Source organism: Nocardia sp. NPDC058640, assembly GCF_042716995.1.
GTDB lineage: Bacteria > Actinomycetota > Actinomycetes > Mycobacteriales > Mycobacteriaceae > Nocardia.
In genome coordinates this window covers 84,849-101,710 of the sequence record NZ_JBHXRG010000015.1, presented here as the reverse complement: position 1 = coordinate 101,710, position 16,862 = coordinate 84,849, and the positions used below count along the sequence as shown (strand labels likewise).

Below are 16,862 nucleotides of genomic sequence, written 5' to 3'. Positions count from 1 at the left end.
CATGTTCATCGCGAGCTCCGGGAGGCCCACGCGCGCACGATGTCGGCGGCGGCCAGCAGCACCATGATCACGATCGCGGTCAGGGCGACCACCGCGGCGACTGTGGTGGCGTCGCGGTCGGCGACGGATCCGGCGAGTACGGCGCCGATGCCGGGGTAGTTGAACAGGGTCTCGACCACCAGGGCTCCGCCGAAGAGCATTCCGACGGAGGTGGCGTAACCGGCGACGATGGTCGGCGCGGCGAACGGCAGCATGTGCCGCAGCAGAATGGTGCGGGCCGGGAGACCGTCCAGCACAGCACTTTCCACGTGCGGTGCCGCGGCGACATCAAGCAGCGCCGAACGCACGACGCGCGCGTTCCAGCCGATCTGCGGAATCGCCAATGCCAGCACTGGCAGCACCAGCATTTCCGGTCCTAGCGGGAACCCGGAGCGACCGGTGATAGTGACGGCGGGCAGCCAACCGGTGGCCAGCGAGAACACCAGGATCAACAACGTGCCGCAGACGAATTCGGGCACCGCGACGGCAATAGTGCTGACCGGCTGCAAGATTCGCGAAACCACAGCCGTCGGACGCATCGCCCACCAGCAGCCCAGGCCCAGCGACAACACGATGGTCAACAGCAACGCGATCCCGCCCAGCAGCAGGGTTTGCGGGAACTTGTCGGCCAGCAACGCGCCGATCGAATTCCCGCGCGCCGTGTGCCCGAAGTCGCCGGTGAACACCCCGGAGATCCAGTCCAGGAACTGCACCGGCAGTGCGCGATCCAGCCCGAGCTCGCGTTCCTTCGCCGCGAGCTCGGCCGCCCCCGCCTCCCTGCCCAGCGCCGATCGCGCGGCGTTGCCCGGCAGCAGATCCACCGCGACGAACACGATCGCCAGCAAGGTCACCAGCAGCGCCAGGCGCCGGAACATCGGCAGGGCAAAGGTTTTCATCACGCCAACCAGGCACGTTCCAGCTGGACCCGCGCGAAGCCGCCGAGTGTGGGCAGGTCGCGCACCGTCGCCACGGCGATGTCGACACCGTCGGCCATGCCCCACACCAGGTAGCCGCCGCGCTCGAATTCGATGCGTTGCAGTTCTCGTACGGCGCGGGCGTATTCGTCGCCGGAGGTGGCAAGGGCTTTGGCGTCGGTGGCGTCGAATTCGGTGTCGCGGAAGGCGGTTTCGTTGCGGTTGGAGGCCGAGGTCATCAGCTTGTCGGCCAGGAACAGCACCGAATCGTTGGTGCCCCACGACACCGTGTACAGCGGGGCGTTGAGCCAGGTCTGGTCGTAGAACGCGGCCGATTCCACCACCTGCACGTCCAGGCGCACGCCGATCTCGGCCAGCTGCGCGGCGATCACCTTCGCGGATTCGACCTCGCCGGGCACTTCGGCCTTGGTGACGAACGGGTAGCTGCGGGCGGTGTCGAAATTCGCTTCGCGGAGAAGGGTTTTCGCGCGGTCGATGTCGCGGTCGCGGCGCAGGGACTTGTCGTACAGCGGGTCGGCGGTGCCGAGGACGTCGGCGGCGACGGTGCCGTAACCGGAGTGCACCTGGTTGACCAGGGCGGTGCGGTCCACACCCAGGCGCAGGGCGGTGCGCACCCTGGCGTCGGCGAACGGGCCGTCGGCCGCGCGCATGGCCACGCCGAGCATGGTGTCGTTCGCGCGCCGGATGACCTGCAGGTCACCACGTCCGGCGGCGGTGCGGCCGGCGATCGCGCCCACGTTGGAGGCGAGGTCGATCTGGCCGCCCAGCGCCGCGTTGCCCAGGGCGGTGACGCTGTCGAACATGGTCACTTCGATGGCGTCGAGTAGCGGTGGCGTGCCGTGCCAGCGGTCGTTGCGCACCAGGCGGGCGTTGCCGTTCTGGTAGGACTCGAGCCGGAACGGGCCGGTGCCGATCGCGGCGGCGAAGTCGGTGGTGTCTTTCGGGACGGTGAACGTCATCAACCGAAGCAGCAGTGGCAGTTGGGTATTGGGTTCGGGCACGGTGAACACCACGCGCTGGGGGCCGTCGGCGACGATGTCGTTTTCAGCCACCGGCATCTTCGACGCGCCGCCCACCGAGCGCAGTCGGCGCATCGACCACACCACGTCGTCGGCGGTCACCGGGGTGCCGTTGTGGAAGGTGGCGCCGTCGGCGATGGTGAAGGTCCAGCGACGGTTGTCGGCGCCGGCTTCCCAGCGTGAGGCCAGGCGCGGGGCGACGTTCGGGTCGCCGCCGGGGACGGTGAGCGCGTCGTAGACCAGCGAGGCGATGAGAAAGTCGCTGTCGTTGCTGAGGTTCGCGTGCGGATCGCGTTCGCTGCGGGAGGCGGTGCCCAGCGCTCCGACGCGCAGGGTGCCGCCGCGCTGTGCGGTGCCGGCTCGATCGTCGCTGGTGCATGCGGCCGCCAGTAGCAGCGCGGTGACGCCGACTCCGGACCGAAACAGCTGCCTGCGCGTGAAACTCATCGTGTTCCTCCTCGAACCGCGCACCGAGATCCCTTTCCCGACGCGGCGAACTCAGGCGAGGCTAGCCTAATACCGCGGCGCGTGGGGACCTTCCCGCCGACTGTCACCGAACCGCAGCGCGACGCGGACACCCCGCTCGACCGCCACATCGGCGAGGCGGGTAGAAAACTACGTTATATAGATCGGCTATTTTCTGGCCGACACGTTAGGTAAGTCTTGCCTAATTCAATTCCAGGCACTACCTTCGCTCATCGAGCCCGATGATCACCCATGATCGACCGATGCGCAGAAGGGAAGCCGGTGAAAAGCGTTCTCTCCGAACGTATTACGTCTCACCAGCCCGATATCGAAACCCGCGAGCTCGACCACGACGCCGCCACGGCGCTTCGCACGCTCGCCGCCGACATTCGCCACCGATTAGGTGACGCGGCACACACCGACACCTTGCACGATCCCGCATTGCTCGCCCAGATCGCCGATCGCGTGGGCGAATTGCCCGACAGCGTCCGGCGCGCCGTCGCACCGCCTGCCACCGCGTCGGGTGCGGCCGTGGTGCGCGGGCTGCGGGTCGACGCCGATTTCGGTGCGACCCCGGCGGATTGGCAGGACGCGGCGCGTCACACGCATCCCGGATCGTTCGAACTCGACATCGCGATGCTGCTGCTCGCGCGGTGTGCGGGCGAACCGTTCGGTTGGCAGGGGCAGCAGAACGGCCGACTGGTCAACAACATCGTGCCCGCGGCGGGCCACGAACACGAGCAGTCCGGCGCGAGCAGCGCCACCTTACTCAGTCCGCACACCGAGGACGCCTTCCACGCCGACCGCGCGAATCTGCTGATGCTGATCTGCCTGCGTAACCCCGACCGGGTGGCCACCACGGTGTCCTCGGTGCGACAGGTTCGCCTGTCCGACGAGGATCTGCGCACACTGACCACGCCGACGTTGCCGATCCTGCCGGACGTGTCCTACGGGACCGGTTTCACCCAGCACGCTCCGCTGCCGACGCTGTGGTTCGACGAGAACGATTGCGCCACAACCCGCTACGACCCCGCCTACACCCCACTCGACGACGCCGACGCGACCTTCCGGATCGCCTACGCCCGACTCACCGCCGAACTCGCCAGGGTCTGCCACGCCCCGGCGCTGGCCCCCGGCGAGATCCTGCTGGTGGACAACGACGTCGCCGTGCACGGGCGCGTGCCGTTCCGCGCACGCTACGACGGGACCGACCGCTGGCTCAAACGCGTGAACATCAGGCTGCCCGAACGACGTCGGCGCGCGCAGGAAGCGGCCGAGAATGGGTATGGGCAACGGGTGGTCGCGCCGTTCCGGGCGACCGCTGATCGGACAGCAGAGCGGGGCAGGGCAGATGAACGAGGATCCGTTGAACAACCGTGACCGCAGCACCCCGTTGCGGGTGCTCTCGCGCAGCGACCTGGCCGACGTGCCGATCAGTCCGGCCGACGTCGTACGCGCCGTCGAGGAGGCCTATCTCGCCTTCGCGGCAGGCGAATCCGACAATCCGCGCAAGCTCAGCGTCGCCGATCCCGGCGGGTCGTCGGTGTCGTACGCGATGTTGGGTCGCGACGGGCGGCGGCGGGTGGTGGCCATGAAGACCTCCTACAAGTTCGATCCCGGGCACGACCGCAGCACCAAGCGGTACTACACGACCATCACGCTCTACGACGACACCACCGGGGCGCCGATCGCGCTGATGGATTGCTCGCGGGTGGGTGCGTTGCGTACGCCCGCGGTGTCGGCGCTGCTGGTGCGGGAGACCGCGCGGCGTGGGTCGGAGAGCGTGTTGCTGATCGGGACCGGGACGCAGGGGCGTAATGCGTTGCCGCACTTGCTTGCCGCCAATCCTGGGTTGCGCAAGCTGATGGTGTTCGGCACGCATCCCGAAGGGCTGGCCGCGGTGCATTCGCAGCTGGCTGACGCGGTTCCGCACGCGCTGCTCGAAGTGGTCGACGACCCGTACGCCGCCGCGGCCACCGCCGATGTGGTGCTTGCTACCGCCGGACCCGGTACCGAGGTGGCGCTCGAATCTTCGCATCTGGCACCGGGTTCGACCGTGGTGCTGGTCGGTTACGGGTTGGCGCCGTCGACGCTGGTGGATGCCGATCGAGTGGTGGCGACCAGTGCGGCGCAGATGGCGTTGACGGGTACCGACATGGTCGGGCCCGATGGGACTCTGCGCGCGGTGGATGCCGAACTGCCGCAGGTACTTACGCGTAGCGCTGTTGCGCGGCGGACCGAGGACGAGAAGATCTTCGTCTACAACAGTGGGCTGGTGCTGACCGATATCGCGGTCGCACATGCGTTGGCTGCCAGGGCAATTGCCGAAGGGCGTGGCACGGAGGTGCCGTTGTGGGACTGACGGACGTGCCGATTGGGAAAGATAGCGCGTCGCCACCCGATATGAGCCTGTCGGCGCGAGTGCCCGCTACCGCTGGACGGCCCGGGAGCGTGGCGGAGCACTGTGCTCCGCCGATGCCCGCTTACGTCGACCCGATCGAGCGGCGGTTGCTTGCTGATCCCGTGCTGCTCGGCGATATCGCCGAGGCGGTCGGTGGGCCGTTTCATGTGCTGTTTCCCGAGCGGGTTTCCTTGAATATAAAGACTTTTCAGCAGGCGTTCACTGCTGCGGGTGTCGATGGGTTCGTGTACTTCGGGAAGAAGGCGAACAAGGCGGCCTGTGTGGCTCGGGCGTGTGCGGAGAGCGGTGCGGGGGTCGATGTCGCCAGTACCGGCGAGTTGGTCGCGGCACTGTCTCAGGGTGTGCGCGGCCAGGATTTGATGGTCACCGGGCCTGCGAAATCGGACGAACTGCTGTGGTTGGCGGCTCGGCATCGGGCGTTGATCGCGATCGACGCGCTCGACGAGCTGAGGCGACTCGGCGAACTGGAGTTGCCGGTGCGAGTGCTGCTGCGGGTGTTGCCCGAGGGTTCGAACAGTCGGTTCGGACTCGATCCGATGGAACTCGAGCAGGCGATTCAAGCCATCAGTGGTTCGATCACGTTGTCCGGCTTCAGCTTTCATCTGTCGGGTTATGACGTGGTAGCTCGCTCCGAGCTCGCAGCCGCACTGGTCGGGCATTGCCTCCGCGCACGGGCCAACGGCCATCCGGCAGACACGATCTCGATCGGCGGCGGCTTCGGCGTCGACTATCTCGATGCTCAGTCCTGGGCAACGTTCCAGAACACGCTCAGCGACAACTGGTTTCATACGAACCCGGCCACCGACTACTACCCGTACCACTTCCCGGTTCCCGGCGCGGCGATGCTCAGAGCCATCCTCGACCACCAAAACCTGGCCGAACTGCTGCGCGACAACGGAATACGTCTAGCCATCGAACCGGGACGTGCCCTACTCGACCGCGCCGGCAGCTCAGTCTTTCGCATACAAGGCGTGAAAACCCGGACAGTACAAGGCAACCCGTACGACATTCTCACCGTCGACGGCACCAGCCTCAGCCTGTCCGAACAGTGGTTCGACAGCGAATACCTCCCCGACCCCGTCCTGTGGCCCACCCGCCCAGGTCGGCTCACCCCCACCTGCGTCGGCGCCACCACCTGCCTGGAGTCCGACCTGCTCAGCCGACGGCGTATCCCGCTGCCTCGCCGCGCACACCTGCGCGACCTGCTCGTCTACCCGAACACCGCCGGGTACCAGATGGATTCCAACGAGTCCACGTTCCACGAACTCCCCCTGCCCCCGAAAGTCGTCCTGCACGCCGCGGCGGACCGCCTGCGCTGGACCTTGGACGCCACTTCCCGCTGATCCCGATGGAGGAAAACCCCATGGCTGTCGTCACGCGCGTGACGGATCTGATCGGCCGCACTCCCCTGTTCGAACTCGCCGTCACCGACACCGGCACGCGGCTGCTGCTCAAGCTCGAACAGTTCAATCCCACCGGCGCCGCCAAGATCAGAATGGCCCGGTCGATGGTGCTCGACGCCGAGCGGCGAGGGTTGCTGGGCGATGGCGGGCATATCATCGAGTCGACGTCCGGGAACACCGGACTCGGCTTGGCGGTGGTCGCGGCCGAACGTGGCTACCGATTCACCGCCGTGGTCGACAACCACGCCTGTAAGGACAAGTTGCGCGCGATGGCAGCCATGGGCACCGACCTGGTGTTCGTCGCCGAACACGGCAGCGACGAACTGGCCACCTCGGCACGCGAGGACCTCGCCGAGGCGATGGCGGCCGCCCGCGACGACGCGTACTTCACCGAACAGCACAACAACGACGCCAACGCGGTGGGGTATTACGCCGTGGCCGAGGAATTGCTGGCCGACGTCGAACGGGTCGACATTTTGTTGTCCGCGGTCGGCACCGGCGGTTCGCTGTTCGGCACCGCCACCCGCTTGCGTGAACTGGGGCTGCCTGCTCGGGTGATCGGTGTCGAGCCGGTCGGGTCGATCGCTTTCGGGGGCGAGGGTGGGCCGTATTGGCAGTCGGGCACGGGCACGCCGCCCGGCGCGACCATCGGCACCGCCGTGGACTACTCGCTGCTCGACGAGGGTGTGAAGGTCAGCGATGTCGACGCCTTCGCGACCGCGCGGGCCGTGGCCAGGACACACGGGCTGTTGATCGGCGGGTCGGCGGGCGGTTCGGTGCACAATGCCTTGGCGCGGCTAGAAGAGTTCCCGGCCGGGTCGACCGTGGTGACGATCGTGTGTGACGGTGGCGAGAAGTACCTCGATACCGTGTTCGACGATGAGTGGATGCGTGCGCGCGATCTGCTCGACGCCGACGCCGAGGCCGCGGTGACCACGCTGCTGCGCCGGTATTCGCCGGTGCGCCACGATGAACTGATGGAGGTCTGAGTGAGCGCGATCGCGCGCTACCCGAACGGCCGGCCCGGAGCGGCCAGGTGACCGCACACGCGCTGCACCGAACCGCACCGACGACACGAACTGCGCCAGTCGGAGCGAACCGGTGACCGTCGCACGCAGTGACGGCGGGGCGCTGGCGAAGCTGGCTACGCCGATCGCGCTCACCCAGTTGGCGCAGATCGCGGTCTCCACGACCAACCTCGCGCTGATGGGCACGCTCGGGGTGCGCGAGGTGGCTGCGGGTGGGTTGGCGCTGGTGCTGTTCAACCAGATCCGGACCATGTGCGTCGGGCTGATCACCGGGACCGGGAATCAGATCGCGGGGGCGCTCGGCGCGGCGGGCAAGCGTGGCGACTGCGCCGACGACGAAGTGCGGGCGGTGGTGCGGGCCGCGTTCGTCATCGCGACCATCGCCGGGTTGCTCGGCGGGGCGCTGTTGATCGGGTTGGGCTGGGTGTTGCCGTGGCTGGGTCAGGACGCGGCGGTGCTCGAACTGGCCCGGCCGATGATGATCGCGCTCGCGCCCGGACTGCTGCCGTGTCTGTGGTTCCAGGTGTTGCGGCAGTACACCGTCGGGATGCAGCGTCCGCAGGCGTTACTGCTGGTCACGCTCGGTTCGGTGGCGTTGAACCTGGTGCTCGCGCTGGCGTTCATCCACGGCTGGGTGGGCATTCCGGCGATGGGTCTGACGGGTGTGGGTATCGCGACTTCGCTGGTTTTCCTGATCACCTTCGGGGTGTTCTGGGCGATGGTGCGCCACGACGAACACCTCGGTCGAACCCTGCCGTCGACGCCGTGGCCGGTGCGCTGGGCGACCGTGCGCGAAGAACTGCGCCTGGGCACGCCGATCGCGCTCACCTACGGGTCGGAAGCGGGCATGTTCTCGGTGCTCGCGCTGGTGATGGGCAGTTTCGGGCCCGCCGCCCTAGCCGCGCACAGTGTGGTCTACCAAATCATCTACATCGTGTTCCAGATGGCGATCGGCCTCTCACACGGTGCGTCGATCCTGGTCAGCCATGCGGTGGCGCGTGACGAATTCAGCCATGCGCGAGCGTTGGCCTGGTTGGCGTTGCGGATGGCCGCGGTGATCGCGATCCTTACCGGTGTCGTCTACGTACTCGCGCCCGACATCGTGCTGGCACCTTTCCTCGACCCCACCGACACCGACACGGTCGCCATCGCACACACCCTGCTGCTCATCGGCATCGTGCTGCAGTTCTTCGACGCCGCCCAGAACATCGGCACCGGGCTGTTGCGCGGGTTGAAGGAGACTTCCGCAGGCTTCCGGCTGTCGCTGGTCGGCTACTGGGGCGTCGGCCTACCGGCGGCTCTGCTGCTCGCGTTCCCGCTGCATCTGGGCGCGGCAGGCGTGTGGTGGGGACTGACGGCAGGCCTGGCGACCACGGCCGCGCTCATGCTGCGCAAGTACTTCGCGCTGCTCGATCAGGCCGGCGTCGCGAGTCCGAGGCGTGTGCCCGTCACACAGACAAGCTGACAACGTCGATCACTTCCCGCTCAGGTGAGTGGGGCATTTCGCCACCAGGTATTCATCGCGTCTATGTCAAGGTTCGGCGTACCAGGACGAGTACCGGACCGCGGCATCGTATACACGATCATGTTGGCTCGAGTGGCATCGCCGGGAAAGGTCGTGATCAGCTTCTGATGCTGGAATCCGCTCGATTCCAGCACCGATAACCGATAGTTCGTGACCGGCACGCCTTGATGTGATTCTGCTGTGCGGGTGTTGACGGGGAGTCCGTTCACCACAGCCTGTACCTCCGCCGGTGATCGGTAGGCAACGATCACGAAGGCTCGTTGACCGTCCCCGCCCCCGAGACAGGTGTATTCCCCAAGCCAATCGCCGAAACCAACGTCATACAGGTCGAGCGCAGTCGGATACTCCGACTTTCCCAACCACGAACACTCGGTATCGAGATACCCCTTCTTCGAAGTCGCCGTCGGGGGCAACATCCGCGGGAAAGTCGAGCGGAGCAGTTCGGCCGTTCGGGTCGCCTCCGCAAGGGCGGCCGCGTTCACCGTCCTGGTGACGACCCAACTCGGCCGTGGCACGTTTGTCGTCGGGGCCTCGACCGCCGACGAGTCGTCGACCACCACTGAGACAAGCGCAAGCCCAGTCCCCACCCCGACTGCGATCACGGACGCGACAAAGAGAGCGACCTGCCACCGACGAGGATGCACAGCCCGTCGAGGTCCGCGCGACTTGCGCGCTACCGGCTGCGCAGGTTCCGGATCGGTCACCACCACCGCTGCCGATGACTTACCGGCCTCCGCCGATTCTCGGTCCACAGGCATCGGATTCGGCACCGAATCCGACACGGGCACTTGCAAACTCGAAGCAGCCGCCGCAGCGAATTCCACGCAGGTAGGAAAACGATGCCGCGGTTGCTTCGAGAGCGCACGCCGGACGACATCGTCGAGCGCACGCGGCAGGTCTGCCCGATAGTCGCTCACTGCCGGCGGATCCAGATGGAGGTGGCCGGTGATCGTCGCCACCGGATCGTCGGCCTCGAACGGCGCACGTCCTGTCAACAGCCGAAACAGCGTGCACGCCAAGGAGTATTGATCGGCGGCACGGTCGAGCGGGATGCCCGCGAGTTGTTCGGGCGAGGCGTAGGACAGGGTGGCGTTGACAGTGCCCGTCGCAGTCAGATGGGTCGCGGTGCCGTGCAGACGCGCGATGCCGAAATCGGAGAGCACCGCGCGCTCGACCGTGCCATCGAACGTGGTCAGCAAGATATTGGCAGGCTTGATATCGCGATGGAGCACATTCATCTCGTGGGCATAGTCGAGGGCGGACGCGATATCGACAATGATGCGAACTGCCCGCCGTGGGTCGAATTCGTGCGACAGAATCCTGCTCGCGTCGGTTCCTTCGACGTAGCGCATGCTGATCCACGGCTGGTCGTTCACCGAACCACGATCGAACACGGTGACAATGCCCGGGTGCTCGAGCAACGCGATCAGATCGGCTTCGCGTTCGAATCGAGCGAGCGTCTCCGCATCAGCGACCAGTTCCCGAGCGAGCAACTTCAGCGCGACGTTGCGCGGAAGTCGTGGATGCCGCGCGAGGTAGACCGTGCCCATACCGCCACGACCGAGTTGTCGAAGGATTGTGTACCCGGCGAAAACGCTGCCTGGCGCCAGCACGGTTCCTCCTCCACAAGGAAAACCGGGCCCACCGCCTTGCGCAATGAACCCGGTCGTACAGTACCTGCTACAGATTCACACCGTAATCGCGAGCGATGCCTGCCAGACCCGAGGCGTAGCCCTGGCCGACGGCGCGGAACTTCCACTCGTTGTTGTGGCGGTACAGCTCGCCGAAGACCATCGCGGTCTCGGTGGAGGCATCCTCGGACAGGTCGTAGCGGGCCAGTTCCACGCCGGTGTTTCCGTCGGTGACGCGGATGTAGGCGTTGCGGATCTGGCCGAAGGACTGGCCGCGGGCCTGGGCGTCGTGGATCGAGACCGGGAAGAAGATGTTGGTGATGGTCGGCGGCGTGGCGGCCAGGTCGACGTTGATCACCTCGTCGTCGCCGTCGCCCTCGCCGGTGAGGTTGTCACCGGTGTGCTCGATGGTGCCCTCGGGCGAGCGCAGGTTGTTGTAGAAGATGAAGTGCTGATCCGACAGCACCTTCAGGTTGGTGCCGGTGGCCAGCGCGCTGGCGTCCAGGTCGTGGTCGGCACCGGTGGTGGTGCGCACGTCCCAGCCCAAGCCGACCGCGACCTTGGTGAGGTTGTCGGTCTGCTTCGACAGCGAGACGTTGCCGCCCTTGGCGAGTGTGACGCTCATGGAGAACCCTTCTGTCCAGATGGTATGCCGTAGAAGAACTTACGCTGCCGGTCCGTTGTCGGCCCAGGTTCGCAGGGTCTCGACGCGACCCTCGAGCGCCCGCAATTCGGTGTCGTCGAGAACGGTGCGCTGGATGCCGCGATCCACGGCGAACGCGGACTGGCGATGGTCGTCGATCACGTCCACGTCCAGCTGCACCGCGGTGTAGTCCTGCGCGTCCGGCATCTGCTCGGCGAGCACCGTCGCCCGGCCCCGCGCACACAACGCCACATTGCCGCCGCCCAGAATCAGCAACGCCACCTCCGGCCGCGCCCGCAACCGCGCCAACGACCCGCGATCGGACTTCAAGCTGATGAGAATCCGCCGATCCCCCGCGCGCACCGGCCACGACACGGGAATCGCGTGCGGCGCCGGGTCGGTGGTGACCAGCACCGCGATGGTTTCCTGCGGCCACACCGGCAGCACCTCGAGCTCGGGATGATCGGTCATCACGTCCTGCTTCGCCGGATCTACCTCTGTACCCATCAATGCCACCTCGACACTCGCCGGACCCCTGCTCCCCGCCGCGAACGACGAGCTGCTTCGAGTCTAAAGCGGTGTGGCCCTTGCCCGCTGGCGCGCGCGGGATTGTCCACAAGATCTCAGCAAGGTCTCAGATCCAGCGAGGACGCCTTGACCGGCGGAGTATCGTTAGCTCATCGGTAACTGACCGTTTGTCGACGACGACAGGGTGAGTCATGAACGTCAGGAAATCGCTGTGCGCAGGGGCGGCGGGCCTGCTCGGGGTCGCTGCTTTCGTTCCCGCTGTGGCCCAGGCCGACCATGGTGGCCCGGATAACGGGTGCGTGCCCTATCACTCGGATCCGAACGACGGCACGCGGCCGTGTGTGATGTCGCGGTTCACGATCGGGCCGACCGCCACCATCGGCGACGACATCTGCGTCGGGCCGGTCACCGCGGGCGGCACGGCCTACGACGGTCCGCTCGTCGGAAACCCGTACGTCCCGAACACTCCGGTCGGTGCCGAACACGTCGTCTCACTGCACCTCACCGCCGGCTTCTGGCTGCTTCCGTCGGTCCCGGTGGGAGCGTGCAATCTGACTGCCACCGTGCATTGGCGCAACCTCGACACAGGTGCGGCGGGCGCGGAAACCCGGTCGGTGGAGCCGTACCTGTGCATCAACGTCTACTGCGAGCCTGAGCTGCTCGACCGCGCATCGCCCACGGTCGATCTCGCCACCGGTCGCGGCCGCGTACACATCGACCTCACGACCAACCACCCCAGCGTTCCTGCCGGTGCAGACATCTTCGTGCCGTGAGCGCTCAGCGTGGCCAGTAGGTGCGCCAGTCGTCGGCGGTGAGAGCTGTGCGAGTGCCCCGGTCGGCTTCGGCGGCGTCCTCGGCCGAGCGAATGGCGTCGGCGAAGGCCAGGGCTGCCTTGCGGAGGCGTTCCTCAGCGGAATCCGGGCCGCCCAACTCGACTACGCGCAGGGTCTGCGGGATCAAGTCGTCGGGCAGGCCCGCTGCGGCGCTGCGGGTTCGGATCTTTTCGGCGAGGGCCAGGGCGGGTTGGGCCATGGCTATGCCGTCCAGGCAGGAGCGGCGGGCCTTCTCCGCGGATTTGCGTTCCTCCCAGGCCTTTTCCTGCGCGGCGATCTTGTCGGCCACCGACGTGCCCTGGGAGAAGTCCGCGTCGGTGAGGTAGGGGCTGCGGTGGACCAGTTTGTCGACCAGGGCTGCGGCTACGTCGTCGACGGTGAATTCGCCTGCGTCCTGGGCTATTCGGGAGTGGAACAGCACCTGTAGCAGTAGGTCGCCGAGTTCTTCCTTGATGGTTTCGGCGTCGCCTGCCCCGATGGCGTCGAGGAGTTCGTAGGTTTCCTCGAGCAGGTAGGGGCGCAGCGAGTCGTGGGTTTGGGTGCGTTCCCAGCCGCCGAAGTTCCAGAGGCGGTCCATGACCTCGACGGCGTCGGCCAGGCCTGCTGCCACTACTGCCGTGTCGGCTTGTTCCTGCGAAACGTCGGGGCTCATCGCTGCGAAGCTTCCGTCGGGACCGAAAGATCCACCATCCCTTGGGGTTTGCCATCCATCACCAGCAGGAAGTCGGCGACGAACTGCAGCACGGCCACGTCGCGCACCCGGTCGGCACCGACACTGTCGGTCACGCGCGGCAGCGGCAGCTGGATGAGGCCGCTGGCGGGACGGTAGGTGGCGGCGGGATACAGGCGCTTGAGCCGAAGTTGTTTGGAATCGGGCAGATCCAGCGGGCCGATCTTCAACGACGGGCCGGTGACCACGATCTCGGACACGTTGTACTCGCGCGCGAGCAGGCGCAGCTTGGCCACCGCTACCAGACGGCCGACCTCCACCGGCAGTGCGCCGTAGCGGTCGACGAGCTCCTCGATCACCGCCGACAGGGCCGTATCGTCCTGTGCGGACGCGAGTTTGCGGTAGGCCTCGAGGCGCAGGCGGTCGCTGGCGATGTAGTCGGGCGGGATGTGCGCGTCGACGGGCAGGTCGATGCGCACCTCCTTGTTCTCCTCGGTGGTGATCGGCTTGCCATCGGCCGCGGCCCGATACGCCTCCACGGCCTCGCCGACCAGTCGCACATACAGATCGAAACCGACACCGGCGACGTGACCGGACTGCTCGGCGCCGAGAACATTGCCCGCGCCACGGATTTCGAGATCCTTCATGGCCACGGCCATGCCCGCGCCGAGGTCGGAGTTCTGCGCGATGGTGGCCAGACGGTCGTAGGCGGTCTCGGTGAGCGGCTTCTCCGGCGGGTACAGGAAGTAGGCGTACCCGCGCTCCCGCGAACGCCCGACGCGACCACGCAACTGGTGCAACTGCGAAAGGCCAAGGGAGTCAGCGCGTTCCACGATCAGGGTGTTGGCGTTGGAGATGTCGAGGCCGGTCTCGATGATCGTGGTGCAGACCAGCACGTCGTATTCGCGCTCCCAGAACCCCTGTACGGTCTTCTCGAGCTGGTCCTCGTTCATCTGACCGTGCGCCACCACCACACGCGCCTCGGGCACAAGATCGCGAATCTTCTTGGCGGCCTTGTCGATCGAGGACACCCGGTTGTGCACGTAGAACACCTGACCGTCGCGCATCAGCTCACGGCGGATGGCGGCGGTGACCTGCTTGTCGTTGTACGCGCCCACATAGGTGAGCACCGGGTGCCGTTCCTCGGGCGGGGTGAGGATGGTCGACATCTCGCGGATGCCGGCCAGGCTCATCTCCAGGGTGCGCGGGATCGGCGTGGCGGACATGGTGAGCACGTCGACGTGGGTGCGCAGCGCCTTGATGTGTTCCTTGTGCTCCACACCGAAACGCTGTTCCTCGTCGACGATCACCAGGCCCAGGTCCTTCCAGCGCACGCCCGTCTGCAACAGCCGGTGCGTGCCGACCACGATGTCGACCGAGCCGTCGGCCAGGCCGGCCAGGATCTCCTTGGAATCCTTGGCATCGGTGAACCGCGACAGCCCACGCACGGTCACCGGGAAGCCCGCGACACGTTCGGTGAAGGTCTGCAGATGCTGCTGAGCGAGCAGGGTGGTGGGCACGAGGACAGCGACCTGCTTGCCGTCCTGCACCGCCTTGAACGCCGCGCGCACCGCGATCTCGGTCTTGCCGTAACCCACGTCGCCGCAGACCACCCGGTCCATCGGGACCGGCTTCTCCATATCGGACTTCACGTCGGTGATGGCGGTCATCTGGTCGACGGTCTCGGTGAACGCGAACGCGTCCTCCATCTCCAACTGCCACGGCGAGTCAGGGGCGAAGGCGTGACCGGGCGCGGCCTGACGAGCCGCGTACAGCTGCACCAGTTCGCCGGCGATCTCACGAACCGCCTTGCGCGCCTTGCGTTTCGTGTTCGCCCAGTCCGACCCACCGAGCTTGGACAGGCTGGGTAGTTCGCCACCGACGTAGCGGGACAGCTGATCCAGCGATTCCATCGGCACGAACAACCGGTCGCCGGGCTGACCGCGCTTGCCGGGAGCGTATTCGATGACCAGGTATTCGCGGCGCGCACCGCCGATGGTGCGTTCGATCATCTCCACGAACCGGCCGATGCCGTGCTGGTCGTGCACCACCATGTCGCCGGAGGTCAATGCGAGCGGGTCGACCTGGTTGCGGCGCTTGGCGGGCAGTCGCTTGCCCTCCGACGGCGCGGTGACCCGGTTGCCGGTGAGGTCGGATTCGGCGACCACCACCAGACCGGCGTCATCGAAGATCAGACCGTCGTGCAGCGAACCACACAGCACCCCAACGACTCCGGGCTCCGGGACGCCGCCGGAAGGCAGCAGTGCGGCGGGCACTTCGGCTTCGCCCAACCGTTCCATCACGCGTTGCGCGGTGCCGTGGCCGGTCACCACGACCACCGCGCGACCACCGGTGGCCACGTGCGCGCGCAGCGACGCGAAGATCGTGGCGACCAGTTCCTCGGACCCGCGCGCGGTGGGCCCCGCCTGCACCGGCAGGGTCACCTCGATCGGATCGCCGGAACTGAGCGGGCTGATCGTCCACCACGGCAGGCCGAGAAGGTCTGCGCTGGTGTGCAATTCGGGCAGGCTGCGGTAGCCGGAGGCGGCCAGGTCGAGACCGTTGGCGCCCAGCGGCGCGTCGCTGCCGAACGAGGCCGCGGTCCACGACGCTTCGAGGAATTCCTCGCCGGTCCGCACGAGATCGGCTGCGCGCGTACGGATCTTCTCCGGATCACACAGCAGCAGCTGGGTGCCCTCCGGCAGCGCCTCGGTGAGCAGGCTGAGCTTGCCCGGCGCCAACACCGGCAGCAGCGCCTCCATCCCCTCGACGGGGATGCCCTCGGCGATCTTGTTCAGCATCTCGACCAGCGACGCGTCGGCTTCGTGATCGGCGGCGACCTCGACCGCGCGTTCGCGCACCGACGAGGTGAGCAGCAGTTCGCGACACGGCGGCGCGACCACGACATCGAGGGTGGTCTCCCCCAGCGACCGCTGATCCGCGACCGAGAACGGGCGGATCTCGGAGACCTCGTCACCCCAGAACTCCACGCGCACCGGATGATCCGCGGTCGGCGCGAACAGATCGAGGATGCCGCCGCGCACCGCGAACTCGCCGCGCTTGCCGACCATGTCCACCCGGGTATACGCGAATTCGACCAGGCGGGAAAGCAATTCGTCGAACTCGTAGTCGCTGCCCACTCGCAGCACGATCGGTTCGATATCGCCAAGACCCGCCGTCATCGGCTGCATCAGCGACCGCACCGTGGTGACCACCACGCGCAGCGGTTCGGGATAGACGGTGTCCTCGGGATGGGCCAGTCTGCGCAGTACTTCGAGCCGGCGACCCACGGTGTCGGGGCCGGGCGACAGCCGTTCGTGCGGCAGGGTCTCCCACGACGGGAACATGGCCACCTGCGGGCCGAGCATCTCGGTGAGTTCGACGGTCAGATCATCGGCCTCGCGGCCGGTCGCGGTCACCACCACCAGGGGGCGCTGGTCGGCCATGGTCGCGGCCACGAACGGTCGCACCGCCGACGGCGCGACCAGTTCCACCCCGGACTTACCGACCAGATCGGTGACCTTCCGCAGCGCGGCGTCACCCGCGACCGCCTCGGCCAGACCGGCGAGCGGAGGACGAAGGGAGGACATTGTTCGCTCCTGAATGCGCAGACGGGAATGGGCGAGGTGACCATCCCGAAGTCTAGTCACCGGGTCCGACAAGTCCGGTGCCGCCGGTAGCGCCCGCCCACACGCGGGTCCGTTCGCCGATGCACGTGCGC

Annotated in this window: 13 protein-coding genes; 6 read left to right on the top strand and 7 right to left on the bottom strand. The window is 67.0% G+C overall.

Translation table 11 applies throughout. The features are described 5' to 3' along the window. Positions 1-5: 5 nt before the first annotated feature. Positions 6-935: an ABC transporter permease gene (locus ACFWU5_RS18045; protein WP_379267988.1), complete on the bottom strand. Its 930-nt coding sequence runs from the start codon at positions 933-935 to the stop codon at positions 6-8. Beyond that, on the bottom strand, positions 935-2,440 hold the full coding sequence (locus ACFWU5_RS18040; protein ID WP_379267987.1) for an ABC transporter substrate-binding protein: 1,506 nt from the start codon (positions 2,438-2,440) through the stop codon (positions 935-937). The genes ACFWU5_RS18045 and ACFWU5_RS18040 overlap by 1 nt, the downstream gene beginning before the upstream one ends. Positions 2,441-2,740: 300 nt before the next feature. Between ACFWU5_RS18040 and ACFWU5_RS18035 the strand changes: the two genes are divergently transcribed. From ACFWU5_RS18035 to ACFWU5_RS18015, 5 genes are all read left to right on the top strand, one after another. Then, positions 2,741-3,838: a TauD/TfdA family dioxygenase gene (locus ACFWU5_RS18035; RefSeq protein ID WP_379267986.1), complete on the top strand. Its 1,098-nt coding sequence runs from the start codon at positions 2,741-2,743 to the stop codon at positions 3,836-3,838. After that, complete coding sequence (locus ACFWU5_RS18030) at positions 3,810-4,820, top strand: ornithine cyclodeaminase family protein (protein ID WP_379267985.1); 1,011 nt, start codon at positions 3,810-3,812, stop codon at positions 4,818-4,820. Before ACFWU5_RS18035 ends, ACFWU5_RS18030 begins: the two co-directional genes overlap by 29 nt. Positions 4,821-4,933: 113 nt before the next feature. Further along, a complete protein-coding gene (locus ACFWU5_RS18025; protein ID WP_379267984.1) occupies positions 4,934-6,223 on the top strand; it encodes a Y4yA family PLP-dependent enzyme in 1,290 nt (429 codons plus the stop codon). Between the two features lie 20 nt (positions 6,224-6,243). Beyond that, positions 6,244-7,272 (top strand): PLP-dependent cysteine synthase family protein, encoded by a 1,029-nt coding sequence (locus tag ACFWU5_RS18020; RefSeq protein WP_379267983.1) that lies wholly within the window; start codon positions 6,244-6,246, stop codon positions 7,270-7,272. A 112-nt stretch (positions 7,273-7,384) separates the two neighbouring features. Beyond that, positions 7,385-8,776, top strand: a complete 1,392-nt coding sequence (locus tag ACFWU5_RS18015; protein WP_379267982.1) for an MATE family efflux transporter — start codon at positions 7,385-7,387, stop codon at positions 8,774-8,776. 20 nt (positions 8,777-8,796) lie between these two features. Here ACFWU5_RS18015 and ACFWU5_RS18010 read toward each other — a convergent pair whose 3' ends face one another. The 3 genes from ACFWU5_RS18010 to ACFWU5_RS18000 form a co-directional block, all read right to left on the bottom strand. Next, the gene (locus tag ACFWU5_RS18010; protein ID WP_379267981.1) at positions 8,797-10,449 is read right to left on the bottom strand and encodes a protein kinase; all 1,653 of its coding nucleotides are present in this window, start codon (positions 10,447-10,449) and stop codon (positions 8,797-8,799) included. A 67-nt stretch (positions 10,450-10,516) separates the two neighbouring features. Then, positions 10,517-11,092: a TerD family protein gene (locus tag ACFWU5_RS18005; protein WP_266293232.1), complete on the bottom strand. Its 576-nt coding sequence runs from the start codon at positions 11,090-11,092 to the stop codon at positions 10,517-10,519. Between the two features lie 39 nt (positions 11,093-11,131). Then, positions 11,132-11,617 carry a hypothetical protein gene (locus ACFWU5_RS18000; protein ID WP_379239865.1) on the bottom strand — a complete coding sequence of 162 codons (486 nt, stop codon included), beginning with the start codon at positions 11,615-11,617 and terminating at the stop codon, positions 11,132-11,134. A 212-nt stretch (positions 11,618-11,829) separates the two neighbouring features. Between ACFWU5_RS18000 and ACFWU5_RS17995 the strand changes: the two genes are divergently transcribed. Further along, complete coding sequence (locus ACFWU5_RS17995) at positions 11,830-12,411, top strand: hypothetical protein (protein ID WP_379267980.1); 582 nt, start codon at positions 11,830-11,832, stop codon at positions 12,409-12,411. Positions 12,412-12,415: 4 nt separating this feature from the next. On the opposite strand, the gene ACFWU5_RS17990 is transcribed toward ACFWU5_RS17995, so the two are convergent. Further along, the gene (locus tag ACFWU5_RS17990) at positions 12,416-13,123 is read right to left on the bottom strand and encodes a MazG family protein (protein WP_379267979.1); all 708 of its coding nucleotides are present in this window, start codon (positions 13,121-13,123) and stop codon (positions 12,416-12,418) included. Then, a complete protein-coding gene (mfd, locus tag ACFWU5_RS17985; protein WP_379267978.1) occupies positions 13,120-16,731 on the bottom strand; it encodes a transcription-repair coupling factor in 3,612 nt (1,203 codons plus the stop codon). Before mfd ends, ACFWU5_RS17990 begins: the two co-directional genes overlap by 4 nt. Positions 16,732-16,862 lie beyond the last annotated feature (131 nt).

Excerpts from the sequence above, each read along its gene's own strand:
- ACFWU5_RS18045 (WP_379267988.1), bottom strand. The coding sequence starts at position 935 with ATGAAAACCTTTGCCCTGCCGATGTTCCGGCGCCTGGCGCTGCTGGTG.
- ACFWU5_RS18040 (WP_379267987.1), bottom strand. The coding sequence starts at position 2,440 with ATGAGTTTCACGCGCAGGCAGCTGTTTCGGTCCGGAGTCGGCGTCACC.
- ACFWU5_RS18030 (WP_379267985.1), top strand. The coding sequence starts at position 3,810 with ATGAACGAGGATCCGTTGAACAACCGTGACCGCAGCACCCCGTTGCGG.
- ACFWU5_RS18025 (WP_379267984.1), top strand. The coding sequence starts at position 4,934 with ATGCCCGCTTACGTCGACCCGATCGAGCGGCGGTTGCTTGCTGATCCC.
- ACFWU5_RS18020 (WP_379267983.1), top strand. The coding sequence starts at position 6,244 with ATGGCTGTCGTCACGCGCGTGACGGATCTGATCGGCCGCACTCCCCTG.
- ACFWU5_RS18005 (WP_266293232.1), bottom strand. The coding sequence starts at position 11,092 with ATGAGCGTCACACTCGCCAAGGGCGGCAACGTCTCGCTGTCGAAGCAG.
- ACFWU5_RS18000 (WP_379239865.1), bottom strand. The coding sequence starts at position 11,617 with ATGGGTACAGAGGTAGATCCGGCGAAGCAGGACGTGATGACCGATCAT.
- ACFWU5_RS17995 (WP_379267980.1), top strand. The coding sequence starts at position 11,830 with ATGAACGTCAGGAAATCGCTGTGCGCAGGGGCGGCGGGCCTGCTCGGG.
- ACFWU5_RS17990 (WP_379267979.1), bottom strand. The coding sequence starts at position 13,123 with ATGAGCCCCGACGTTTCGCAGGAACAAGCCGACACGGCAGTAGTGGCA.
- mfd (WP_379267978.1), bottom strand. The coding sequence starts at position 16,731 with ATGTCCTCCCTTCGTCCTCCGCTCGCCGGTCTGGCCGAGGCGGTCGCG.